15 protein-coding genes are annotated in these 15,294 nt (G+C 68.3%); 9 read left to right on the plus strand and 6 right to left on the minus strand.

Annotated elements, in window-relative coordinates; translation table 11 throughout:
* Positions 1 to 51 precede the first annotated feature (51 nt).
* Positions 52 to 669, plus strand: coding sequence for a LysE family transporter (locus ACUDCK_RS20235; protein ID WP_054503152.1), 618 nt, complete (start codon positions 52 to 54; stop codon positions 667 to 669).
* A gap of 29 nt (positions 670 to 698) precedes the next feature.
* Here ACUDCK_RS20235 and ACUDCK_RS20240 read toward each other — a convergent pair whose 3' ends face one another.
* The 4 genes from ACUDCK_RS20240 to ACUDCK_RS20255 all read right to left on the minus strand — a co-directional run bounded on the left by ACUDCK_RS20240 (position 699) and on the right by ACUDCK_RS20255 (position 5,352).
* Positions 699 to 2,168 (minus strand): N-acyl-D-amino-acid deacylase family protein, encoded by a 1,470-nt coding sequence (locus ACUDCK_RS20240; RefSeq protein ID WP_175166589.1) that lies wholly within the window; start codon positions 2,166 to 2,168, stop codon positions 699 to 701.
* 5 nt (positions 2,169 to 2,173) lie between these two features.
* Complete coding sequence (locus tag ACUDCK_RS20245) at positions 2,174 to 3,160, minus strand: Bug family tripartite tricarboxylate transporter substrate binding protein (protein WP_054503154.1); 987 nt, start codon at positions 3,158 to 3,160, stop codon at positions 2,174 to 2,176.
* A gap of 138 nt (positions 3,161 to 3,298) precedes the next feature.
* Positions 3,299 to 4,327, minus strand: a complete 1,029-nt coding sequence (locus tag ACUDCK_RS20250) for a threonine ammonia-lyase (RefSeq protein WP_081273534.1) — start codon at positions 4,325 to 4,327, stop codon at positions 3,299 to 3,301.
* Positions 4,328 to 4,362: 35 nt separating this feature from the next.
* Positions 4,363 to 5,352: an N-carbamoyl-D-amino-acid hydrolase gene (locus ACUDCK_RS20255; protein WP_054503155.1), complete on the minus strand. Its 990-nt coding sequence runs from the start codon at positions 5,350 to 5,352 to the stop codon at positions 4,363 to 4,365.
* 297 nt (positions 5,353 to 5,649) lie between these two features.
* On the opposite strand from ACUDCK_RS20255, the gene ACUDCK_RS20260 reads away from it, so the two are divergent.
* The gene (locus ACUDCK_RS20260; RefSeq protein ID WP_054503156.1) at positions 5,650 to 6,588 is read left to right on the plus strand and encodes a LysR family transcriptional regulator; all 939 of its coding nucleotides are present in this window, start codon (positions 5,650 to 5,652) and stop codon (positions 6,586 to 6,588) included.
* Here the strand turns inward: ACUDCK_RS20260 and ACUDCK_RS20265 are convergent.
* Positions 6,582 to 7,358, minus strand: coding sequence for a LamB/YcsF family protein (locus ACUDCK_RS20265; protein ID WP_054503157.1), 777 nt, complete (start codon positions 7,356 to 7,358; stop codon positions 6,582 to 6,584). The two genes, ACUDCK_RS20260 and ACUDCK_RS20265, sit on opposite strands and share 7 nt — an antisense overlap.
* Positions 7,359 to 7,502: 144 nt before the next feature.
* Between ACUDCK_RS20265 and ACUDCK_RS20270 the strand changes: the two genes are divergently transcribed.
* From ACUDCK_RS20270 to ACUDCK_RS20300, 7 genes are read left to right on the plus strand one after another with little or no spacing between them, the layout of a single operon-like run.
* Complete coding sequence (locus ACUDCK_RS20270) at positions 7,503 to 8,552, plus strand: ABC transporter substrate-binding protein (RefSeq protein WP_064526109.1); 1,050 nt, start codon at positions 7,503 to 7,505, stop codon at positions 8,550 to 8,552.
* A gap of 52 nt (positions 8,553 to 8,604) precedes the next feature.
* Positions 8,605 to 10,311 carry an ABC transporter permease subunit gene (locus tag ACUDCK_RS20275; RefSeq protein ID WP_082401953.1) on the plus strand — a complete coding sequence of 569 codons (1,707 nt, stop codon included), beginning with the start codon at positions 8,605 to 8,607 and terminating at the stop codon, positions 10,309 to 10,311.
* A gap of 1 nt (position 10,312) precedes the next feature.
* Entirely contained in the window at positions 10,313 to 11,344 is a 1,032-nt protein-coding gene (locus tag ACUDCK_RS20280) for an ABC transporter ATP-binding protein (RefSeq protein WP_064526107.1), read from the plus strand.
* The gene (pxpB, locus tag ACUDCK_RS20285; RefSeq protein WP_175166588.1) at positions 11,341 to 12,108 is read left to right on the plus strand and encodes a 5-oxoprolinase subunit PxpB; all 768 of its coding nucleotides are present in this window, start codon (positions 11,341 to 11,343) and stop codon (positions 12,106 to 12,108) included. The genes ACUDCK_RS20280 and pxpB overlap by 4 nt, the downstream gene beginning before the upstream one ends.
* The gene (locus ACUDCK_RS20290; RefSeq protein WP_175166587.1) at positions 12,105 to 13,106 is read left to right on the plus strand and encodes a 5-oxoprolinase subunit C family protein; all 1,002 of its coding nucleotides are present in this window, start codon (positions 12,105 to 12,107) and stop codon (positions 13,104 to 13,106) included. Before pxpB ends, ACUDCK_RS20290 begins: the two co-directional genes overlap by 4 nt.
* Positions 13,107 to 13,111: 5 nt before the next feature.
* On the plus strand, positions 13,112 to 13,813 hold the full coding sequence (locus ACUDCK_RS20295; protein ID WP_244976804.1) for a GntR family transcriptional regulator: 702 nt from the start codon (positions 13,112 to 13,114) through the stop codon (positions 13,811 to 13,813).
* A 1-nt stretch (position 13,814) separates the two neighbouring features.
* Positions 13,815 to 14,774 (plus strand): 2-hydroxyacid dehydrogenase, encoded by a 960-nt coding sequence (locus ACUDCK_RS20300; protein ID WP_244976803.1) that lies wholly within the window; start codon positions 13,815 to 13,817, stop codon positions 14,772 to 14,774.
* Between the two features lie 50 nt (positions 14,775 to 14,824).
* Here ACUDCK_RS20300 and ACUDCK_RS20305 read toward each other — a convergent pair whose 3' ends face one another.
* A complete protein-coding gene (locus ACUDCK_RS20305; RefSeq protein ID WP_054503164.1) occupies positions 14,825 to 15,193 on the minus strand; it encodes a VOC family protein in 369 nt (122 codons plus the stop codon).
* Positions 15,194 to 15,294: the final 101 nt, after the last annotated feature.

Below are 15,294 nucleotides of genomic sequence, written 5' to 3' on the forward strand. Positions count from 1 at the left end.
CGTCACGCCGGGCGGATCTACAATGCCCGTTACCTTTTCGGGAGTCTTTCCATGCTCGGTGTCACCGACTATGGCGCATTCGTGCTCGCCTTCATCATGCTGCTGATCATCCCCGGCCCGGGCAATTTCGCCCTGCTGACCGCCACCGGCAAGGGCGGCATCAAGGCGGGCCTGGCGGCGACCTGCGGCGTGATCCTGGGAGACCAGGTGCTGATGTGGCTGGCGGTGGCCGGCGTCTCGGCGCTGCTGGCGGCCTATCCCACGGCGTTCCATATCGTGCAGTGGGCCGGCGCCGCGTATCTCGCCTGGCTGGGCCTGCAGATGATGCGCAGCAAGCCCGGCGCCGCGCCGCGTCCGAGCCGCATGGACAACGGCCGCTACCTGCGCCAGACCGCGATGATCACCTTGCTGAACCCCAAGGCGATCATGTTCTACATGGCGTTCTTCCCGCTGTTCATCGACCCGGTCCGGCATCAGGGCCTGGTGACGTTCGCCTTCATGGCGGTCACGGTGGCGGCGCTGACGTTTCTCTACGGCCTGGCGGCGGTGCTGCTGACGCACCACCTGGCCGAGCGCATGCGCGCCAACCCGCGCGTGGCGAATCTGCTGGAGCGGCTGGCGGGCGTGTTCCTGCTGGGGTTCGCGGTGAAGCTGGCGGCGATCCGTTAGGGCTGGCGGCCGGCGCGCGCACAGGGGTGTCACGCCCGCGCGCGGGCGTCCCGACGCCTGAGCACCTGGCCGCTGCGCCTGCCCGACCCTGCCCCGAACGCCCAGGCAATCTCGCCGTTGACAAGGACATAATCGATGCCCTCGGCCTGGCTCGTCGGGGATGCCCAGGTGGCGACGTCCTTGATCCGATCCGCATCGAAGACGACCACGTCAGCGGCGTAGCCTGGCGCGATGCGCCCGCGGCCGGGCAGCCGGAAGTACGCCGCCGGCTTGCCCGTCATCTTGTGAACCGCCTGTTCCAGGCTGAACAGCCCGACGTCGCGGCAATAGTGGCCGAGCACGCGCGGGAACGTGCCCCACAGGCGCGGGTGCGGCGCGGGGTCGTGCGGCATGCCATCGGATCCGATCATGGTGCCCGGATAGGCCAGGATGCGCTCGACGTCGGCTTCGTCCATGATGAAGTAGATGGCGCCGGCCGGCTGCAACGCATCGACCGCGGCTTCGGGGCTCAGGCCCATGTCGCGGGCGATGTCGTCCAGGTCGCGTCCAGCGTATTGCGGATACGGGACCGACTTGGTCACGATGACGCGGCTGGACACCGCCAGGCGGTCCTTGCGCAGGATGGTCGAGCCGGCGACATAGGGGTAGCAGTCCAGGGCCACCTCCTGGCGCAGGCCAGCCTTGTCGATATGCGCAAGCGTCTGCACCGAGCGGCCATGGTTGCGCGGGCCGATCAGCTTGTGGTGCGAGATCAGCACGGGCGCATCGCCCGCGGCCCCCACGGCGAAGGCCTCGTCCAGCGCGGCGAAGATGCGGTCGCCTTCGTCGCGGATGTGGCTGGCGTACAGCCCGCCATGCTCGCGCAACACGCTGGCCACCGCGACCAGTTCATCCAGCGTCGCCGGCATGGCGGCGGGATACGCGGTGCCGGAGGACAGGCCGATGGCGCCGCTCAGCATGGCTTCGCGCAGCAGCGCCTGCATATGTTCGATTTCCGCCTCGGTCGCGGGCCGGTCCAGGTCGTCCATCGCGGCGGCGCGCAGCGAGGTGTGGCCCACCAGGCATGCCGCGTTGACGGCGGGCGGATTCCTGTCCAGGTTGTCCAGGTAGGCGCCGAACGTCTCGTAGGGAAAGTCGCCAACGTCGTTGCCCAACAGGTTGACCGGCGCAGGCACGTCGCTGCGCCAGCCGGAACGCCACGGCGCCTGGCTGATGCCGCAATTGCCGGTGATGACGGTGGTGACGCCCTGGCTCAGCTTGGCGGGCATGCCGGGATCGATCGACAGGTAGCGGTCGTCATGGGTATGCGTATCGATGAAGCCCGGCGCCACGACGCGGCCGCCAGCCTCCAGCACCTGGCCGGCGATGGCGCCGCCCAGGTCGCCGACGGCCGCAATGCGGCCGCCGCGCACGCCCACATCGGCGCGGAGGCGGTCCACGCCCGTTCCATCGATCACCGTGCCGCCGCGGATCAGCAGGTCGTAGCGTTCGAGGTCCATGAGGTTCAGTCGATCCTGACGTTGGCTTGCTTGATCACTTGCGCCCAGACGGGACGCTCGGCATGCGCGCGGTCAAAGAGCTGCTGGCGCGGTCCCACGTTCGGCACGTAGGCCATGCTCTTGAGCTTTTCCTGCACCTGCGGCGATTGCAACGCCTTGTTGAAGGCATCGTTCAGGTAATCCAGCACCTGGGGATCGGTGCCCGCGGGCGCGACAAAGCCGGTCCAGGCCACCGCGCGATAGCCTTTCAGGCCCTGCTCGTCCAGCGTCGCCAGCTCGGGCATGGTCGGGTCGCGCCGCAGGTCGGTCACCGCCAGCGGCACCACTTTGCCCTGCTCCACGAATCCGGCAATGGACGAAATGTTGTCGAACACCAGATCGGCCTCGCCGCGCAACACGGCCAGGTCCGCCTCGACGCCGCCCTTGTACGGCACGTGCATGAATTCCACGCCCGCCATCGCGCTGAACATGGCCGCGCTCAGGTGCCCGGTGGTGCCGTTGCCGCCGGACGCGACGACCAGCTTGCCCGGGTCTTTCCTGGCCATGGCGATCAGGTCGGCCACGCTCTTGACGTTCAAGCCCGGGCGCACGGCCAACAGGTTCTGCACCGAGCCGGTCAGGGCGACGGGCGCGAGCTGCTTGTCGGCGTCATAGGACAGCTTGGCGTAGAGGCTCTGGTTGATGGCCAGCGTGGCCACGTTGGCAAAGCCGATGGTGTAGCCGTCGGGCGCGGCATTGGCCACGGCCTGCGTGCCGATGATGCCGGAGGCGCCGGTGCGGTTCTGCACCACGAAATTGCCGCCGGTCTGCTTGGCCATTTCGGCGGCCAGCAGGCGCGACACGAGGTCGGGCGTCGTGCCGGTGTTGAACGGCACGACGATCGTGACGGGATGCTCGGGATAGGCGGCCTGCGCGGCGGATGCCGCGGTCAGGGCCAGCACCGCGCTCGCGGCCGCGAGCCAGCGCTTGGCGCTGCTTTGATACGTGGACATGGTTTTCTTCCTTGGACTGTTATAGGTGTATCCGCTCGGACTCTGCGGCCCTCGCGGGTCTTGCTGGACGCCTCACGGACGCCGGCACTGCGCGGCGGGGCCTTGCGGCGCCGCCGTTCCGGACTGCGGCGCGAACGCTCAGTCCAGGGCGATCTGACGCAATAGCGGCAGATCGATGTTTCCGCCAGACAGCACGATGACCGCATCACGGCCTTCGGCCGACAGCTTGCCCGCGAGCAGCGCGGCCAGCGCCACCGCCCCGCCCGGCTCGACCACGAGCCGCAATTCCTCCAGCGCGAACCGGATGGCGGCGACGACTTCCTCGTCGCTCACCGACACGGCGGCGCTCAAGGCGCGGCGGTTGATCGCGTAGGGCAGTTCGGCGGGCGTCGCAGCCTGCAGCGCATCGCACAGGGTCTTGGCGCCGGCCGGGTTGGTTTCGCGCCGGCCCGAGGCCAGCGAGCGCACCGTGTCATCGAATTCGCGCGGCTCGACGGCCACGATCCGCGCCTGCGGCGCCAGTTCGCGCAACACCAGCGAACAGCCCGCGGCCATGCCGCCGCCGCCGCACGGCGTGGCGAACAGGCCCAGGTTGGCGCGGGCCGCGGCGGGCAGGTCCTGCAACGCTTCCAGGGCCAGCGTGCCCTGCGCGGCCAGTACATCGGGATGATCGCCGGGCGGCAGCAGCGTGGCGCCGGTCTCGGCCAGCAGGCGCAGGCCGATTTCCTCGCGGCTTTCCCGCGTGCGGTCATAGCGCACGACCCTGGCGCCATGGCGCAGCGCCTTTTCCACTTTGTTCTCCGGCGCATCGACCGGCATCACGATGGTGGCGGGCACGCGCAGGCAGCGGCTGGCCCAGGCGACGGCCTGGCCGTGGTTGCCGGTCGAGTAGGCGACCACGCCGCGCTCGCGCTGCGCCGGGTCCATGTTCAACAGGGCATTGAATGCGCCACGGGCCTTGAACGAGCCCGTCACCTGAAGGTTTTCCAGCTTCAGCCAGATGGGCGCCTGCGCCCGCTCGTCCAGGGCGGGCGAGCGCAGCAGCATGGTGCGGCGCACGTAGGGCGTCAGCCGCTCGGCGGCGGCGGTCACATCGCGCAATTGCGGCACACGCAGGGTGCCGAGCAGTTCGTGCTCGATGGTCGTGGGTAGAGACATCGCGGTCATGGGGCTGTCCTGCGGGATGAAGGGAGTCAGGCGCGTTACGCCGAGGGAGTCCAGACGGCGGGCGCGACGCTGCCGGTCTGTTCGATGAGGCGGCCGTAGGCTTCGGGACGGCGATGCTTGGCGAAGTTGAAAACGGTGCTGCGCCCCAGCTCGCACAAGTCCAGGTCGCAATCGGCGACGATCAGCTCATCGTCCCAGGTGGCGGCCATGGCAATGATTTCGCCTTGCGGGTTGACGATGATGGAATGGCCCAGCAGTTCGTGGCCGTCTTCCGTGCCGGCCTTGGCGACCGCCGCGGCGAAGGTGGCGTTCTGGTAGCAGCCCGCCTGGATGGAGAGATGCGAATGCAGCACCCGCAGATGGTGCGCCTCGAAGCCGCGGTTGTCCTGGTTGCGGCTGGGCGTGTTGTAGCCCAGCATGACCAGCTCGACCTGCTGCAACCCGAGCACGCGCCAGGCCTCGGGCCAGCGGCGGTCATTGCAGATCAGCATGCCCAGATTGGCGTCCACGCCGGGCGCGACGGGCGCGCGCACCACCGGGAAGCCCAGGTTGCCGACTTCGAAATAGCGCTTTTCGAGATGCTGCACCTGGCGATGCTCGGCGAATTCCGCATGGCCGGGAAGATGCACCTTGCGGTACTTCAGGACGACCTCGCCATTGGGCGCGATGACGACCGAGGTATTGAAGCGGCGCTTGCGCACCACGCCGTGCTCATCGGGCTCCCAGGCCAGTTCGGCGTAGCCGAGGTAGACCATCAGCCCGTAGCGCTTGATGGCATCGAACAGCGGCTGCGTGGCGGGCGAAGGCAGACTGGTTTCGAACCAGCCATCCGCCTCGTCCAGGTCTTCGCAATACCAGCGCGGGAAGAAGGTGGTCAACGCCAGTTCCGGGAACACGACGACCTGGGCGCCGCGCTGACGCGCCCGCTCCAACAGCCGGATCATGCGGTCGATCGCCACATCGCGCCCCTCGGCGCGTTGGATCGGGCCCAATTGGGCGGCAGCGACGGTGACGATGCGGGACATGAATCAATCCTGAGAGAGAGGTTGCGAATTCACCGGCAGCATGACGCGGCGTCGGCCGCGCGAAAAGACGGCCCACGCTTGGCCACGCCGCCGCCGACGACGCGCCACGGCGCTCGCAAGCCCATGAAAACAAATATCTTTTCCTACGCGCCCGGCCATCGGAAAAGCCAACAGGACTGTGCATTTAGTTATGGACTGCGCGCAAAACATCATGGGAAATCGGCGGCGCGCGCGCCGCGCGGATTCCCCGGGGAATAAAATGGCGGGCAACGCATTCCCGTCCTCGACGCCCGCCTTATGTCCTGCCCGCTCCCCGCCACGCCTGGCGCGCTGACGCTCCGCCAGATCGAGGTCTTCCATGCCGTGATGCTGACCGGCTCGCTCAGTGAAGCGGGCCGCATGCTGTCGGTCACGCAGCCCGCCGTGAGCCGGCTGCTGGCCTCGGCCGAAAACCGCCTGCGCTATCGGCTGTTCGAGCGCGTCAAGGGAAGGCTGCATCCCACGCCAGAGGCCCGCCGCCTGTTTGCCGAAGCCGAGGAGATCTTCGGCCGCGTCAGCCGCTTCAACGAGCTGGCGGGCGCCCTGGGCGCGGGCGCGGCGGGCGCGGTAAGCCTGGTCTCGAGCCCCAGTTTCAGCGAGTGGCTCATCCCCCACGCGATCCAGAAATTCCGCGAACGGCATCCCGATACGCCGATCCGCTATCGGCCGCTGGCCTTCGACGCGCTGCTGCCGCACCTGCTCCTCGGACAGGCCGACTTCGGCATCGCCTCGATGCCGCCGCCGGTCAACGCCAATATCGTCAGCGAGGAAATCGGCCAGGGTTGGCTGGGCTGCGCCGTGCCGCGCGGCCATCCGCTGACCAAGCGCAGCCATGTGCGCGCCGAAGACCTGCAAGGCCATCTGCTGATCGGCTATGGCGCGGACACGCCATTCGGGCGCCTGGCCAGCCGCTTTCTGCATTCCGGCCCCGTGCCCGTGCAGCCCCAGATCGAAATCCGCTCCACGCCCGAAGCGCTGGCGCTGGTGCGACAGGGCGTGGGGGTGGCGCTGATCGAGTCGTTCGGCTATCACCCGAACTTCCGCAAGGATTTCATCCTGCTGCCCACCGAACCGGCGCTGGGCCACGCCATCCACCTGCTGCATCCGGCCAGCAGCCCGCTCTCCAGCACCACCAAGCGCTTTGCCACGGTGATCAAGGCCCTGATCAGGCAGGCGCAGCAAGGCGCCGCCTACTGAAAATCCAGTTGCGAGATGGGCCGCAGCCGCACGCCCTCTTCCAATAGCGCCAGACGCACGGCGCGCGCAATCTCCACGCCCTGCGGGTTGTCTCCATGCACGCAGATCGTGTGCACCGGCATCGCGATGACTTTTCCGCCCACCGTGCGGATTGCCTGTTCGCGCACCATGCGCAGCGCCTGCGCGGCCGCCGCGGCCGGGTCGTGGATCACGGCGCCCGGCTCGCTGCGCGGCAGCGTCAGGCCGTTGTCGCCATAAAGGCGATCGGCGAATACCTCGCAGGCCACGCGGATGCCCGCGCGGCGCGCGGCGCGCTCGGTTTCGTTATGGGGCGTGCAGACCAGCACCAGATCCGGGTCCAGCGCGCGCATGGCGCAGGCCAGCGCCTCGGACAGCGCGCGATCCTCGAAAGCCTGCGTGGCAAGGGCGCCGTGCACCTTCACATGCGTCACCCGATGGCCGGCCACGCGGGCCATGCCCTGCATCGCGGCGATCTGGTACGCGAGCATGTCGCCGAGGGTCTGCGGACTGTCGCCGATGATCTTGCGCCGGCCGAATCCCCACAAGTCGTTGAAGCCCGGATGGGCGCCCACGTCGATGCCCCGTTTCAGGGCGGATGCCGCGGTTTGGTGCATCACCGACGCATCGCCGCCGTGAAAACCGCAGGCCACGTTGGCCGACGTGATGAGGTCCAGCATGGCCTCGTCGGCGCCGATCCTGTAGGGGCCGAAGCTCTCTCCCAGGTCGGAATTGAGATCTACGTCGAGCATCTGAAGCACTCCCGAAAAAAGCGGATTTGAATGTTTGGCATACCGTTGGCATGCAATTTGCATGCCAAGGAATTGCCGAGGCGAAATGCCCGGGATCGGGCGGATCGACCCAACGCGCTTTTCTTATGGAATGGAGTCCCAACAATGAATTTCACATGGAAGAACGCCACGTGCGCCGTTGCCGCCGCGCTGGTGATGGCAACGGGCGCGGCCCAGGCGAACGAACTCAATTTCGCGAGCTGGGGAGGCAACTACCAGGGCGCCATCCGCGACGCCTGGCTCAAGCCCTTCTCCAAGGAGACCGGCATCACGGTGCATGAGGACACGGATCCGCAGGTCGCGAAGATCCGCGCCATGATCGACACCAAGTCGATCACGTGGGACGTGGTGACCGAGAACAGCGCCCGCCTGACTCGCGGCATCAAGCTCGGCGTCTTCGAGAAGATCACGCCGGACATGGTCAAGCAGGACCACGTGATCCCCAACGCCCGCAACGACTACGGGGTGCCGTCGGAGATCTTCGCCACCAACGTCGGCTTCTCGACCCAGGCCTTCCCGGCGGGGAAGCCGCAGCCCAGCACGTTCGCCGACTTCTGGGACGTGAAGAAATTCCCGGGCAAGCGCACCCTGCAGGACGACCCCGCGACGGTGATCGAGGCGGCGCTCATCGCCGACGGCGTCGCGCCTGCCGACGTGTACAAGGTGCTGGCGACGCCCGAGGGCCTGGACCGCGCCTTCAAGAAGATCGACGAGATCAAGCCCCATGTCGCCCGCTGGTGGAAGAACGGCGCGGAACCGGTGAACGCGCTGGCGAGCGGCGAAGTGGTGATGGCGCTGGGCTGGAACGGCCGCTTCCAGGCCGGCATCGACTCGGGCCTGCCCATCGCCATGGGCTGGGGCGACAGCATCGCCCAGGTCGGCTACTTCGCCATCGTCAAGGGTTCGCCCAATCGCGATGCGGCAATCAAACTGCTGAACTACATGATCCAGCCCGAACACCAGGCCGAATTCAGCAAATACATCGCCTACGGCCCGACCACCGAGAAGGCCCTGCCCCTGATCGACGCCAAGCGCCTGGAGCGCCTGCCGTCGACGTCCGAACGCCTCAAGCACAGCACCTTCCTGAATTCGGAGTTCTGGGACGCGAACGGCCCCGCCATCACGGAGCGCTACAACCAGGTCCGCGCCCGCTGATCTTCCTGCTTACCTACCCCGACGCCGGCGCGCGCGCCGGCGTCCCGAAGCCATGACTACGAGCACCGAAGCCCTCCCCCTGCCTGTCGCCAGACGCCGCCCTGGCGCGGCATCGCGGCGCGGCCGCGTCGCGGCCCTCGCCGCGCTGCCGCTGTTGCTGTTCCTGCTGCTGTTCTTCGCCGGCCCGATCGCGGGGCTGCTCGGCAACGGCTTCAAGGGCGAAGATGGCGGCCTGACGCTGGCGCACTACCGCCACCTGCTGGACACGCCGATCTACCGCATCGTGCTGGTCAACACATTCACGATCGCCGCCGCGGTCACGCTGGCATGCGTGGTGCTGAGCTACCCGCTGGCCTACCTGATGGCGACCGTATCGCCCACGGTGGCGCGCGTACTGTTCTTCGCGGTGCTGCTGCCCTTCTGGTCCAGCGCGCTGGTGCGCACTTCGGCATGGATCGCGCTGCTGGGCAAGAACGGCCCGTTGAACACCCTGTTGACGACGGTGGGCATCCTCGACCAGCCCATGGCGTTCCTCTACAACTTCACCGGCGTGATGGTGGGCATGACGCACGTGCTGATGCCCTTCGTGGTGCTGCCGCTGTATGCCTCGTTCCGGTCCCTGGACGGCAGCCTGGTGCAGGCCGCGCAAGGCCTGGGCGCCGGCTCCGCGGGTATCTTCAGCAAGGTCATCCTGCCGCTGACCAGCCCCGGCGCGGTCGCCGGCGGCATCATCGTCTTCATGAACGCGGTGGGCTACTACATCACGCCGTCGCTGATGGGCGGGCCGGCCCAGCGCATGGCGGCGGAACTGATTTCGCACAACATCACCGAAGAACTCAACTGGGGGCTGGCCTCGGCCCTGGCGGGCGTGCTGCTCGCCACGGTGCTGCTCTCGCTGTGGTTGTTCAACCGGCTGTTCGGCCTGAACAACCTGATCAGCGCCAGTTCCGGCAAGGGCAGCAACCACACGGGATATCGCCGCACGCCGGGCGGGCGGGTGTCGGCCCTTCTGGGCGTGGCGTGCGCCATGTTCCTGCTGCTGCCCATCATCGTGGTCATCCCGATGAGCTTTGGCACCACGGATTTCCCGATTTTCCCGCCGCCCAGCTATGGCCTGCGCTGGTACGAGAACTTCTTCACCGACGGCAAATGGCTGTCGGCCCTGGCCTCCAGCACGCGGATCGCCGTGGTCGTGACGCTGCTTGCCACGGCGCTGGGCACCGCCGCCGCGCTGGGGGTCAGCCGGTTGGCCAAGCGTCGCCAGGGTTGGCTGGATGCCTTCTTCATCGTGCCGATGTCGGTGCCGGCCATCGTCACGGCGGTGGCGCTGTACTACCTGTTCGCGCCCATGGGCTGGGTCGCCAATTCCATGGCCGTCATCCTGGGCCACACGGTGCTGGCCGCCCCCTATGTCTACATCACCATGCGCGCGGCGCTGCGCAGCCTGGACCCCAGTCTGGAGCTGGCCGCGCTGGGCATGGGCGCGTCCTGGCCGACGATGTTCCGGCTGGTCATGCTTCCGGCGCTGATCCCGAGCCTGATCGGCGGCGCCGTCTTTGCCTTCGTCAGTTCGTTCGACGACGTGGTCATGGCGCTCTTCCTGACCACCATACGCAACCGCACCCTCCCCAAGCTGATGTTCGAAGGACTGGCCAACGACTTCGATCCCACCGTGATCTCCGCCTCCTGCCTGCTGGTCGGGGCAACGGCGCTGATCCTGCTCGCCAACCTGCTGATCGGCAGGAAGAAGGAACACTGACATGCATATCGCCAACGACATCCTCCCGCAACGCCCGCCGGAAAGCCAGGGCAAGGAACTGACGCTCGCGGGCATCCACAAGCGCTATGGCGACTCGGTCGCCCTGCCCGAGGTAGACCTGACCGTGGCGCGCGGGGAGTTCTGCACGCTGCTGGGCGCGTCCGGCTCCGGCAAGACCACGCTGCTCAAGATCATCGCCGGCTTCGAGCATCCGGACGCCGGCACCGTGACGATCGGGCGACGCGACGTCACGCACACCCCGATCGCGGACCGCAACATCGGCATGGTGTTCCAGAACTACGCCCTGTTTCCGCACATGAGCGTATTCGAGAACGTCGCCTTTGCGTTGCGCATGCGGCGCCTGAACGACGACGACATCCGCCGCCGCGTGGGAGAGGCGCTGGACCTGGTGAGCCTGGCGCCCCTGGCGGACCGCAAGCCCGGCGCGCTTTCCGGCGGGCAGCAACAGCGCGTGGCGCTGGCGCGCGCGCTGGTGTTCACGCCGGACATCCTGCTGATGGACGAACCGCTCGGCGCGCTGGACAAGAACCTGCGCCAGTCGATCCAGCTCCAGTTGCGCCGGTTGCACCAGGAATTGGGCCTGACCGTGGTCTTCGTCACGCATGACCAGGAAGAGGCGATGAACCTGTCGGACCGCATCGTCATCCTGGAGCAGGGCCGCATCGTCGAGGCCGGCTCGCCGGAAAGCCTGTACCGCAAGCCCGCCAGCGCGTTCGTCGCCGGCTTCCTGGGCGAGTGCAATTTTCTGCCCGCCAACGACGGCGTGCTAGGCGTGCGGCCCGAACACCTGCGGCTGGGCAACCGCCTGGCGGGCGGCGACCAGCGCCATGCCGGCAAGGTGGTGGCCTCGACCTTCTGCGGCGCGCACTGGAAAGTCTTCATCGAAGCCTATGACAAGGTGATCCTGGCCTATGCGCCGCTGGACCTGGACACGGTCCAGCGCACGCCTGGCCAGGCGGTGACCTGGGGCTTCCATCCGACCGACGCCATGGCATTCGCCAGCGCAGCATGACGTCCGCCACGCCTTCTTCCGGCGGCGCGGCCGCGCCGCGCATCGTGGCCGCGGGCGACAGCACGCTGCTGGTCGAATTCGCCGACCACATCGACGCCGAGACCAACGCGCGCGTGCTGGCGCTGGCGCACGTCCTGCGGCAGCGCCAGCGCAAGACCGCCGGCCTGTCGAGCGTGGTGCCGGCGTACCGCTCGCTGGCGGTGGGCTTCGATCCGCTGGCAATCGAACATGACGCGGTGCGCGACCTGATCGCGCGCAGCCTGGACGCCAGCGCGCTGGCGCCGGCGCCCGTCCCGCGCCGCTGGGAGGTGCCCGTCTGCTACGGCGGCGAACACGGCGAGGATCTGCTGGCCATCGCGCGGCAACATCAGCTCGACCCCGCGCAGCTCATCGCGCGCCACACGGCGCCGGTCTACCGCGTCTACATGGTGGGATTCCTGCCTGGCTTTGCCTATCTGGGCGGCCTGGATCCCGTCCTGCACACCCCGCGCCGGGCCATGCCGCGCGCGCATACGCCAGCCGGCAGCATCAACATCGGCGGCCAGCAGACCGCCATCGCCTCGGTGCCTGGCCCCAGCGGCTGGCACCTGATCGGCCGCACGCCGTGGCGCAGCTTCGATCTGCGCCACGCCAACCCCTTTCTGTTCGAGGCTGGCGACGAGATCGTGTTCCGGCCCATCGACGAGGCGACGTTCGAACGCCTTGCCGCCTGGCAGGACGATCCCGCCCATCGTCCGCAACCGGGTCCCGGAGTCGACCCATGAGCGCGCGACTGCTCGTCGAAGCGCCCGGCATGCTGACCACGGTGCAGGACCTCGGCCGCCCCGGCCATGAGCACATGGGCGTGCCCCCTTCCGGCGCCATGGATCCGGGCGCACTGCGCGTTGCCAACGCGCTCATCGGCAACGCGCCCGACGCCGCCGCGCTGGAGTTCACACTGCTGGGCGGCCGGCTGCGGGTGCTGGGCGCGGACTGCGTCATCGCCTTCGCCGGCGGCGCCGCACTGCACGTGGGCGCGATCGGCACTTCGCCCGCGCGCGCGCTGGCCCCTTGGCAATCGCACCGCGTGCCCGCGGGCGCCAGCTTGACCATCGGCCCGCTGGAATGCGGCGTGCGCGGCTATCTGGCTGTCGGCGGAGGCATCGCCGTCACGCCGGTCCTGGGCAGCGCCTCCACCCTGACGCGCGCCCGGCTCGGGGGCCTGGACGGACGCGCGCTGGCCCGCGGCGATCTGCTGGCGACCGGCGCGGGCCGGCGCCGGTCGCCGCGGCGCTGGCTGACGGCCCGAGAGGCCCAGTGGTTCTACCGGGACGGGCCGATTGGCGTCGTCCTCGGTCCGCAGCAGGATCATTTCGCGCCCGGCGAAATCGCGCGGTTTCTGGGCGCCACGTATCACCTGGCCCCGCAGTCGGACCGCATGGGCCTGCGCCTGACGGGTCCCGCCATCGCGCATGCCCGGGGGGCCGACATCATCACCGATCCCATTGCGGCAGGCAGCATTCAGATCCCGGGCGCGGGGCAGCCCCTGATCGCCATGAACGACCGCCAGACGACCGGCGGCTACCCCAAGATAGCGACCGTCATTTCGGCCGACCTGCCGCGACTGGCGCAGATGCGGCCGGGCCAGCCGCTGCGCTTCGAGGCGCTGGAACCCGCGCAGGCCGTGCGGCGTTGGCGCGACTATTCGGATTGGATCAGCGCCCGCGAGACCGCATTGCGGGCCGATCCGAACTTTCCCATTTTCCCCCTACTGTATCCATGATCCCCATGTCCATCCTTCCCGCCACGGAAAGCCCATCGAGCCCGTCCCTGGCGACCGCCGCGACGCCCGCCGAGGACGCGCGCGACCTGGTCGACGAGGCCTACTCGACCCTGCTGGACATGATCCAGCTCGGCAAGGTGCCGATCAACCAGCCCCTGCAGGAGCGCAACCTGGCCAGCGCCCTGGGCGTATCGCGCACGCCGCTGCGCGAAGCGATGAGCCGCCTGATCGGCGCCGGCTTCGCCGTGCGCACCGCCCGCGGCCAGTTGATCGTGCCCGAGCCGACGCTGCGCCAATACCTCGAGATATTCCAGATGCGCGTGCTGCTGGAAGGCGACGCCGCGGCGGCGGCGGCCACCCGCATGCCGCCGGAGCAGGCCGCTGCCCTGCTGGAGCAGGTCAGCGAGATCCGGCGGCGGCGGCAGACCACCCACGAAGAGAACCATCGCATCGACAACCTGCTGCACGACAGCATCGCCCAGGCCAGCGGCAACAGGCTGATGGCGCAGGCAATCCACGACCTGCGCATCAAGGCGCGGTGCTTCGACCGCAACGGCGCACCCGAGCGGCTGATTCCAGGCTGCGAAGAACACATGACCATCCTGCAGGCGATCCTGGATCGCAACCCGGACGCCGCGCGCGCCGCGATGCAGGCGCATCTCTGCAACGTGCGCATCGGCCTGGTCGCGCGGCACACCGAGATCTGACATGGATTGCTCCACCGATATGCCCTGCCCCAAGCCCCTGCTCATCATCATGAATCCGGTCACGCAAGGCGACCGGGACCAGATCGCCCGCCATTTCGAGGTCGTCTTCGCCCCGACGCCGGAGCAGTACGCCCAAGCCGTCGCCGACCATGCGCCGCGGGTCGAGGTGGTGATGACCATCGGCGCCATCGGCCTGACCGCCGACCAGATGGACGCCTTGCCCAACCTGAAGCTGGTGTACTCCATGGGCGCCGGCCACGAGAGAATCGACCTGGCACACGCGCGGCGGCGCGGCATCCCCGTCGCCAACGGCGCGGGCACCAACGACAGTTGTGTCGCCGACCACGCCATGGGCATGATGATCGCCATCATCCGCGGCATTCCGCGCCTGGACCAACTGACGCGACAAGGCGCCTGGCGCACGCAACTGCCGCTTCCACCCAATGTGTCGGGCAAGAAGCTGGGCATCATCGGCCTGGGGGGGATCGGCGAGAAGGTGGCGTTGCGGGCGAAGGCCTTCGAGATGCAGGTCGGCTACCACAACCGCGGCCCGCGCGCGGGCTCGCCGCATCGCTATTTTGCGTCCGTGATGGAGCTGGCGCAGTGGGCCGACGTGCTGCTCGTGGCCGTTCCCGGCGGCGACTCGACCCGCCACCTCATCAACGACGCCATGCTCGCGCAGCTCGGCCCGAAGGGATACCTGATCAACATCGCGCGCGGCAGCGTCGTCGACACCGACGCCCTGGAACGCGCGCTGCGCCGCCAGACCATCGCCGGCGCGGCACTGGACGTCTATGAAGGCGAGCCGCTGCTGCCCGCCGGGCTTGCCGACCTCACCAATCTGGTCGTGACGCCGCACGTCGCTGGCTGGTCGCCCGAGGCGATGCAACGGATGGTGGACAAGTTCCTGGAGAATGCGCGGCGGCTGTATGCGGGGCAAGCGTTGTTGACGCCGCTATAGGCGGCGTGGCTGGCCGAGCAGCACGCCGAATCGCCGCCCAAACGGCGGATTCAATCCACGGGCCGATGGCAGACGGCTTCGACGTTGTGCCCATCCGGCCCGATCACGAAAGCCGCATAGTAATTGGAATGATAGTGAGGACGCAGGCCCGGCGGACCGTTGTCTTTTCCGCCGGCCGCCAGCGCCGCGGCGTAGAACAAGTCCACCTGTTCCCGGGAATCGGCGGCAATGGCGATATGCAAGGGCGCGCTGACGCGGGATTGCGCATACAACCACAGCGATGGCTTGCCCTGCCTGCCCAGGCCGATGCTTGCCGGCCCCTCCATGGCCAGCCCTACGCCGAGCGGCGCAAACGCCTTGAGAAAAAACTCGCGGCTCCGATCCATGTCGCTGACACCAAAACCGATATGATCAAACATGTTTTTCTCCGTTGTCGTCGCCATCGGCGCATACCGTCACAGGCGTTCGGGCCGACCGATTTTCGGGCCCACGCGCGAGGCGGCAGCGCTCGTCCGGCGAA

It is taken from the genome of Achromobacter sp. CF-sbj1-Ac2-l, from assembly GCF_052698165.1.